This window comes from Ruminococcus callidus ATCC 27760 (assembly GCF_000468015.1).
Lineage (GTDB): Bacteria > Bacillota > Clostridia > Oscillospirales > Ruminococcaceae > Ruminococcus_C > Ruminococcus_C callidus.
In genome coordinates, this window is sequence record NZ_KI260389.1 from 8,487 (window position 1) to 15,598 (window position 7,112).

At 41.8% G+C, this 7,112-nt stretch carries 7 protein-coding genes and 3 tRNA genes; 1 reads left to right on the plus strand and 9 read right to left on the minus strand.

Translation table 11 applies throughout. The annotated features are described in order from the left end of the window. Nucleotides 1-134: 134 nt before the first annotated feature. Both RUMCAL_RS06420 and RUMCAL_RS06425 read right to left on the minus strand, forming a co-directional pair. Complete coding sequence (locus RUMCAL_RS06420) at nucleotides 135-1,271, minus strand: glycerate kinase family protein (protein ID WP_021681864.1); 1,137 nt, start codon at nucleotides 1,269-1,271, stop codon at nucleotides 135-137. Continuing rightward, entirely contained in the window at nucleotides 1,268-2,758 is a 1,491-nt protein-coding gene (locus tag RUMCAL_RS06425; RefSeq protein ID WP_021681865.1) for a dockerin type I domain-containing protein, read from the minus strand. Before RUMCAL_RS06425 ends, RUMCAL_RS06420 begins: the two co-directional genes overlap by 4 nt. Nucleotides 2,759-3,261: 503 nt before the next feature. Here RUMCAL_RS06425 and RUMCAL_RS16490 point away from each other — a divergent pair. Then, entirely contained in the window at nucleotides 3,262-3,507 is a 246-nt protein-coding gene (locus RUMCAL_RS16490; RefSeq protein ID WP_021681868.1) for an alpha/beta-type small acid-soluble spore protein, read from the plus strand. A 481-nt stretch (nucleotides 3,508-3,988) separates the two neighbouring features. Here RUMCAL_RS16490 and RUMCAL_RS06435 read toward each other — a convergent pair whose 3' ends face one another. The 7 genes from RUMCAL_RS06435 to RUMCAL_RS06465 form a co-directional block, all read right to left on the minus strand. Further along, complete coding sequence (locus RUMCAL_RS06435) at nucleotides 3,989-4,345, minus strand: hypothetical protein (RefSeq protein WP_040647325.1); 357 nt, start codon at nucleotides 4,343-4,345, stop codon at nucleotides 3,989-3,991. A 157-nt stretch (nucleotides 4,346-4,502) separates the two neighbouring features. After that, on the minus strand, nucleotides 4,503-4,748 hold the full coding sequence (locus RUMCAL_RS06440; RefSeq protein ID WP_021681870.1) for a hypothetical protein: 246 nt from the start codon (nucleotides 4,746-4,748) through the stop codon (nucleotides 4,503-4,505). Beyond that, nucleotides 4,741-5,568, minus strand: coding sequence for an HNH endonuclease (locus RUMCAL_RS06445; RefSeq protein ID WP_021681871.1), 828 nt, complete (start codon nucleotides 5,566-5,568; stop codon nucleotides 4,741-4,743). The genes RUMCAL_RS06440 and RUMCAL_RS06445 overlap by 8 nt, the downstream gene beginning before the upstream one ends. Further along, nucleotides 5,558-5,788 (minus strand): hypothetical protein, encoded by a 231-nt coding sequence (locus RUMCAL_RS06450; protein ID WP_021681872.1) that lies wholly within the window; start codon nucleotides 5,786-5,788, stop codon nucleotides 5,558-5,560. Before RUMCAL_RS06450 ends, RUMCAL_RS06445 begins: the two co-directional genes overlap by 11 nt. 314 nt (nucleotides 5,789-6,102) lie before the next feature. Continuing rightward, nucleotides 6,103-6,187 (minus strand) — tRNA-Leu (locus tag RUMCAL_RS06455). A 370-nt stretch (nucleotides 6,188-6,557) separates the two neighbouring features. After that, a tRNA-Pro gene (locus RUMCAL_RS06460) sits at nucleotides 6,558-6,634 on the minus strand. Nucleotides 6,635-6,643: 9 nt separating this feature from the next. Further along, nucleotides 6,644-6,719 (minus strand) — tRNA-Phe (locus RUMCAL_RS06465). Between the last annotated feature and the right edge of the window lie 393 nt (nucleotides 6,720-7,112).

The window sequence follows — 7,112 nt, forward strand, 5'->3', positions numbered from 1 at the left end:
CGCCAGACGCTCTTTGTGCGGTATTGCCTTAAGTTTGAAAAAACGATTTGATTATCAAAAAAGAGTATCTCAAATGAGATACTCTTTTTGTTTGTCACTTTCTATTTTGGCAATACTACTTTTGCAAAAACACATTACCGCATTGCACGAATCAGCCGGAACACCTGCTCTGCTGTATCAGTCAGATTTTGCCTTGCAGTTTCTCTGTATAGAGCGTTCTCCAATGTGGTTATTTCTCGCAGTATCGGGAAAAAGGCATCGATTCCGTGAACATTGCAAATCGTCGCTGCATGTTCTGTGCAGCCGCAAAATGCCAGCACTGGTTTCTGATATTGCTTGGCAAGAGCAGCAACCCCGATAGGTGCTTTTCCCATGATGCTTTGTGCGTCCAGTTTCCCCTCGCCAGTGATAACAAGGTCTGCATTGACAATTGCCTGTTCCAGTTGAGTTTCCCGCATAACGATCTGAATGCCGGATTCCAGTTCAGCGTGCAGGTAGTTTTTCAACGCAAATCCCAGTCCGCCTGCGGCTCCGCTGCCGGAACAGTTGGGGTCACTTTCCGGAAACAGCATTTTTGTCAGCTTGGCATATCGGGAAAGCCATTCGTCCATTTGGGGAATCATTGCTGCATCAGCTCCCTTTTGCGGGGCAAAGACGGCACTACAGCCCTGTTCCCCGCAGAGTGGATTGGTGACATCACATGCCACCTGAAATGTGCAAGCCGATAATTCCGGCAGTACATTTTCGGCGGTGATTTTTTGTAACTGCGAAAGTCCGACTGCTCCGCAGGGAATCTCGGTGTTATCTGCGTTTCGAAAAGAAAAGCCCAGTGCCTGCAAACAGCCTACGCCGCCGTCATTGGTCGCACTGCCACCAATACCGATGATGAATTTTCGACAGCCCTTGGCAATGGCATCTGCGATCATTTCTCCCACGCCAAAAGTCGTGGTGTAAAGCGGATTCCTTTCGGATTCGGACAACAGCGGAAGTCCTGCCGCAGCTGCCATTTCCATTACGGCGGTACCAGACGGCAAAATGCCATAGTTTGCTGTTTGCTTTCTGCCCAGCGGGTCGGATACTGTTACTGTTTCCAAATATCCGGACAACCCATTAACCAAGGCTTCTGTAGTCCCCTCTCCGCCGTCTGCAATTGGTGAAACCTGGATCTCAGCTGGCATGCCGGTCCGTCGGATCCCATCGGCAATAGCATTTCCTGCTTCCAGAGAGGATAAACTGCCCTTGAAAGAATCTGTCGCAATCAGAATTTTCATGCTTCTTGTGTCTCCTTTCGGAGTGCCTGCTTCATACTGCACAGATCCAGTCCATTCAGCTGACCGTCTGCATTGTAATCTCCGGCAGTCCAATCAGTCACATTGCCGCTGCCTAACAGCCATTTCTGCACCATAACAACATCTGCAATGGTGAACTGTCCGTCTGCGTTGACATCTCCGATCACTTTATGCGAATTTTCCTCAAGCTGCAATGCATCAACACGCTGTATCATGTCTGATTCCCGATCATAGGTAAACTGTATTGAAATTTTGTCGCCAGCTTCGTAGTGGCTAAGATTTTTGCTTTCGTCCCCGTGATAGTAGGAGTCCCCTTGGAAGAAAAATGTGCCGTATTCTGCAAATGTGACAGAAGTATTCGGTACTATTTCAGAAATGGTGTCTGTGAACGATACGGTTTCATAAGCCGGCTGTGTTTCTGAAACCGTTGTTGTAACCGTAGTTGTTGTGGTTTCTGTTGTTTCTGCAGTAGTTTCTGAAGTTGTGGCAGTTGTGGTTGTAGATGGTGCCGTAAGATTGAATCTACCGTCCTCTTTCGCCAGATATGACCAGAGATACCGGAAAAACCAACCGTCAAAGTTAGTGATCGTTTGAGAAGAACCTGCCATCATGATCGACGTGCCGCCGTCCGGAAATCCTCCCGGCGGAAAGCCGTCGGATTCTCCCTCGCCGCCATAAAAATCAGTCAGTCCGAAGCTGTGTCCCATTTCGTGTTCTAGAATATGCATACTGGAAGTGCCGGCGATCAAGCCCAAAATGGCGTTGTCTGAAAGCTGCTGTCCCCAGTGGTAGCCGAAGCCGCCCATATCGATCATGCCTTGCGTTGCCTGCAAGTACATATCGTAACGATTTTCGTAGCCGTCTGGATACTGGTATGACTGATCTGCCCAGTGAATATAGCGGTATCGTGTTTCGTCGCCGATTGGTTCCAATGTAGGCAGCTCCGAAACCGCCATGTTTCCGTCTGTGATGTAGCTGGTATCTGCTGGAATCGTGGTGGTATACACGGTTTCGTCCGGCTGCAGATCCAGCAGGCAGTTCTGATCCAGCACTGCCCAGCCGACAATTTGCACATTGACATGGGTGTATGGCCAGTTTTCATAACCTACCAGCCAGTCAGTCCAGTCGTTCACTGCCGTTTCCAGAACGGTTTGCAGCTGCTTCCGCTGCTCCAGTGTGATTGTCTGTTTGCTCTGCCATTTTACAACATACTTGAGTGTTCCGTTTCCGGCGACGATCTGGTCGTAAATCGTTGCCCAGTCTTTCACAGAGCCCTCTGAAATGATACGATTTTGCAGAATCCACTCCGCCGCAGATTGATATGCACTGGGCATATCTGCCAGCGTTGTACCGGAAGATGCAGCCTGCACTGCAACCGGCGTTACGGTATTCGGAACGGATATGGGTGCAACCAGAGCACAAACACTAAGTACGGCTGCCGCCGCGGCGGAAAGCCATTTCTTTTTCATACAATTCCTCCTGTTCTGATTTCCAATCGAAAACATCTTCTTTTATTATGCCATATGTCGAAATAAATGTCAATATACATAGGGCAATACCGCACAAAGAGCGTCTGACGACTTTGCACGCCATCTGCTTGCAAATTTTCCGTCATATTTCACAAAAATGCTCGTGAATACATCAAGTATTCACTCTGCTTTTTGCTCCATCTGACGGAAAATTTGACGACGCATCTGTCGCACAATCTTTGTGCGGTATTGACGTAGATTATTTTGTGCAGTATTGCTTTTGCAAATATGTTTTTTGCAGAAGAAAGCATTTTCCATTGTTCCCAAAGGCTTATAGAAAAAATACGAAAAAACTACCTGTCATAGAAACGCCCTTTTGTCCTATACTATTCTTGCAGCGGCGAACACGAAACACAGCGTGTGAGAAAAAGCAGCTGCTGAAAAATGAAAACAAACTTCTGGGATAAGTCGCTTATCCCAGACATGAAAAAGGAGAATGCACTATGAAGGGTGAATTTACGCAGAAGGGCAAGGAAGCTATGGAACGTTTTAAGATGGAATCTGCCAGCGAAGTTGGCGTAACTCTGAAGCAGGGTTACAACGGCGACCTGACTGCACGGGAAGCTGGATCCATCGGAGGGCAGATGGTGAAAAAGATTAGTCCAGAACAACAATATCAATTTGTAAGATCGGGCATAAAAAATGGCATGTCTTTATATCTTGTATATATTGTATGCGTTGGATTTTGATTAGCCACAGTAATCAATATACTAGAAAAGCGAACAGTTACTTATCTATAGTTTTGAGTAACTGTTCGCTTCACTGTTATGTTATCAGGTTTTACATATCAAGACTGACTAATCCCACATATTAAAGCACCTTTCTAATAATTGTCATTCAAAACTGTGTCAATTGCAGAATCAAGACTACAATTCTTCTTCTCCACCAGCTTGATGATGTTTGCAAGATCAGCAGAATCAATTTCACCGTACCAGTGCATCAGCAATGGTTTTTGAAATTTCTCTATGAATTTTACAGTTTCCTTTGCGTATTTAAATTTCTTGATTTTACGAGTATCAGTGTTTATGATTTTGGCATTACCGTTTTCATCTTACGACATCTTCCTCAATATATCTTTTTGATTTGTAGATTTTCATAAAATCACCCTCTATCCGTATTATACCAGAACAGTGCAGAAGAATCAAGTTCAACTGCACTGTTTGATAACTGTCAGATTTTCAGGATGTTGCATTTGATGAAATCTTTAATTTCATCAAAGACATCATCCAGTGTTCCAGATACTGAATAATCATTTAACTTGAAGTATGCATAGTACATATCATCAAAAATTGTTCCGAATTCTACGAGGTCATCTCCGATGATAAACCGCTTCAGCATTGTCTGATTACAGCAGTCGCTCTCTTCACAGTCATCCTGCTCTGCATCAGCATTTGCTAAACTGTGAAAACTCGGCAAACTGTTAGCTTCAGCCCAGTTTTGAATTTCAGTGTCATCCAATTTCTGAATCATCTGAAGCATTTTGATTTCCTCAGCAATATTCATTCTAATCTTATTTGCATCTGTCATAGTGATTACCTCCATGCAATATTGATATTCTTGTTATGAAGCACACCCTCTGTGTTTCCTTTAAATACATTATAGCATAGATATTGCTAAATGTCAAGCGTAAATAGCAATTTCGTTGATATAAAATTGCACAAACTTGCGAATTTCAAACGGTTGATCACACCCAATATTTGCGAACATCGGTAACATCGATCCTGCGGTACCCAAGATTTTCAAGATCGTAACCACACTTTTCGAGAAGAACTATAAAATCATCCAGTATACAATTGGCTAACTCTGAAAACTCTGCCCCACAATACTGTTCTATACAATCTTTTACCTGATTTATGTCACCACGATCAATAGTTACCAACTTTCCATCTTTCATCTTAATTATTTGATTTCTACACATTAAATTATGCATTAAAATCAGCCCCCTTTCTATCAAGATTATTCTCGTTTAAAGCGTAATAAAGTTCACACCATTTTACCGCTACTTCTTTTATCTCTTTTGGAGCGTTCCACCAGAAATTATGCATAAACCATGGTCTGTACTTTGTTGGAATGCACATGAGATTTTCAATATTACAGTTCATTTTATCATTGTCTAAATGTATTATCATGGATTTTGATGAAATCTCTCCATATTGACGCTCCCATACATATATAGATTTTCTTTTAATTCGTGCATCAATACCATGCCCAAAATCATTATTTATAACAATGTACGGAATTCCATGACGTATAATTTCATCTCCTATTTTATACTTTTTATTGGATTTAATCATAGGTGATACCAGATTTGAAAATGATTTATTTGTATAATGCGATCTAAATTCAGATTTCGATAGTCCTTTTGCCCATCGTGGTGATGTTTCAGTGGTAAATTTTCCGTTTCCGTTAGGAGATTTAATTTTGTTTGTGTAACACCAGCTTTTAACTTGTTGTACAGAAACATTGATATTAAATTGTGCATTTAATTTTTCTGTAAGATCCTTACGGCTCATATAAGGTCCATGCTCCTGCATATAAGATTTCTGAATATCTGTAAAGATCTCAAACCTTACAGGTTTAGGTACAACTGTATGTAATCCGTGCGATTGCATAAATGATAGTAATCCCTTTTTAGTACGAGTATCATTAAATTTTTGATTAAGTGCGTCTACAAGCTGTGCAGCTGTCATCTTAGAACAATGTGATTTTATGAATTCAACCTGCTGGTCAGTATAAGGTTTACCGCTCATGACCTATCATCCTTTCAATATTGGATTGTTTCAAATCACATTCATAGCATAGCTTCTCAGCTCTCAGAACTACATCTGCGTTATTAATCATCTGTTTTGCTAATGCTACGATTGTTTGAGATACCTCGTTTTCTTTCTGCTTTACATCAGTTGTAATTGATGCATCATTCGCAATCTGAATTCTTTGTCCAAGAATATCTTGTAACTCCATCAATGTCATCTTAAATACCTCCAGTAGATTCTATAATAAGATTATGCTACTATAATCTACTATGTATAACGATTGGTTTGACATGGAAAATTATTACATTACGCAGTTTTTGCATATAACTGAGTAATCATATACATTAGATTCATCTTTATATCTATACAACGCACCACTAGTGATCACAAAGACCTCAAACTGTAAGTTAAGTTATTCTATATGGATTAACACAAAAAAAAAATAACACCGAACAAGCTATCGGCTGCTTGTTCGGTGTTATTTCAAATAGGAGGTAAACTCAGACCTGCATGGAAACAGAATCGGTCTGATGGTGCGGATAACAGGATTTGAACCTGCACACCTTTCGGCAATAGAACCTAAATCTATCGTGTCTGCCAATTTCACCATATCCGCATATGACTATTTTTCGTAATAGTCGCACGAAAAGCTTTCTGCCGTTTGGCTATAGTCTTTCAATAGCGTAAGCAAGGTACTTTCAACTAAACCTAATGCACTACTTTTAATCTATAAGTAGTAGTGCTTTGTGCAGGGTTCCAGAATTGAACTGGATATACTTCACAATCGTCTGTGTTATCCGTTACACCATACCCTACTTGAATCTCAGTGGTACATGTACCACTCATCAAGTTTTGTGTCATTGACAAGACAGCTGGTGAACACGTTACTATGCGTTACCTGGTTCAGTTCTTATGTGATTTGGATACCATAATACATTTTCAGTTTTTTTTGGCTTAGCTGATAGAACTGAAAAGAATCACCATGATGGTCCGAATGACAGGGATCGAACCTGCGGCATCTTGCTCCCAAAGCAAGCACTCTACCAAACTGAGTTACATCCGGATTTGGTTTTGGTGCTCCGAACTGGAATCGAACCAATGACACGGGGATTTTCAGTCCCCTGCTCTACCTACTGAGCTATCGAAGCATTAATATCTGTCTTTCCAGAATGTCATCAATTTTCTCCTACTTTATCGGCTGGTAATTAGAAATTGAGAAAAGCACCATTTACAGCTGGTGTAGTGTGCAGGTCCTGCCCCTGCTGGCCGTTCTTCACAGGTTAAACGACCTATACCCTGTGAAGTGAATGCATATCATCTCGCTACGCTGACACTACTTGGTTGACGTTTAAGTCCGCCTCGCTGCATATCCCTGTTTATTTGTTTACGTTGGAACCACATTTGCTCTAAAACCAGCGTTCGTCTTTCCGAATGTCATCAATTGTTTTTCCGATTTTGTGCAGGTTCGTTAAAAATTGAGAAAAACCACTTATCCTGCTGGCTGGACTAGCTGGATTCGAACCAGCGGAATGACGGAGTCA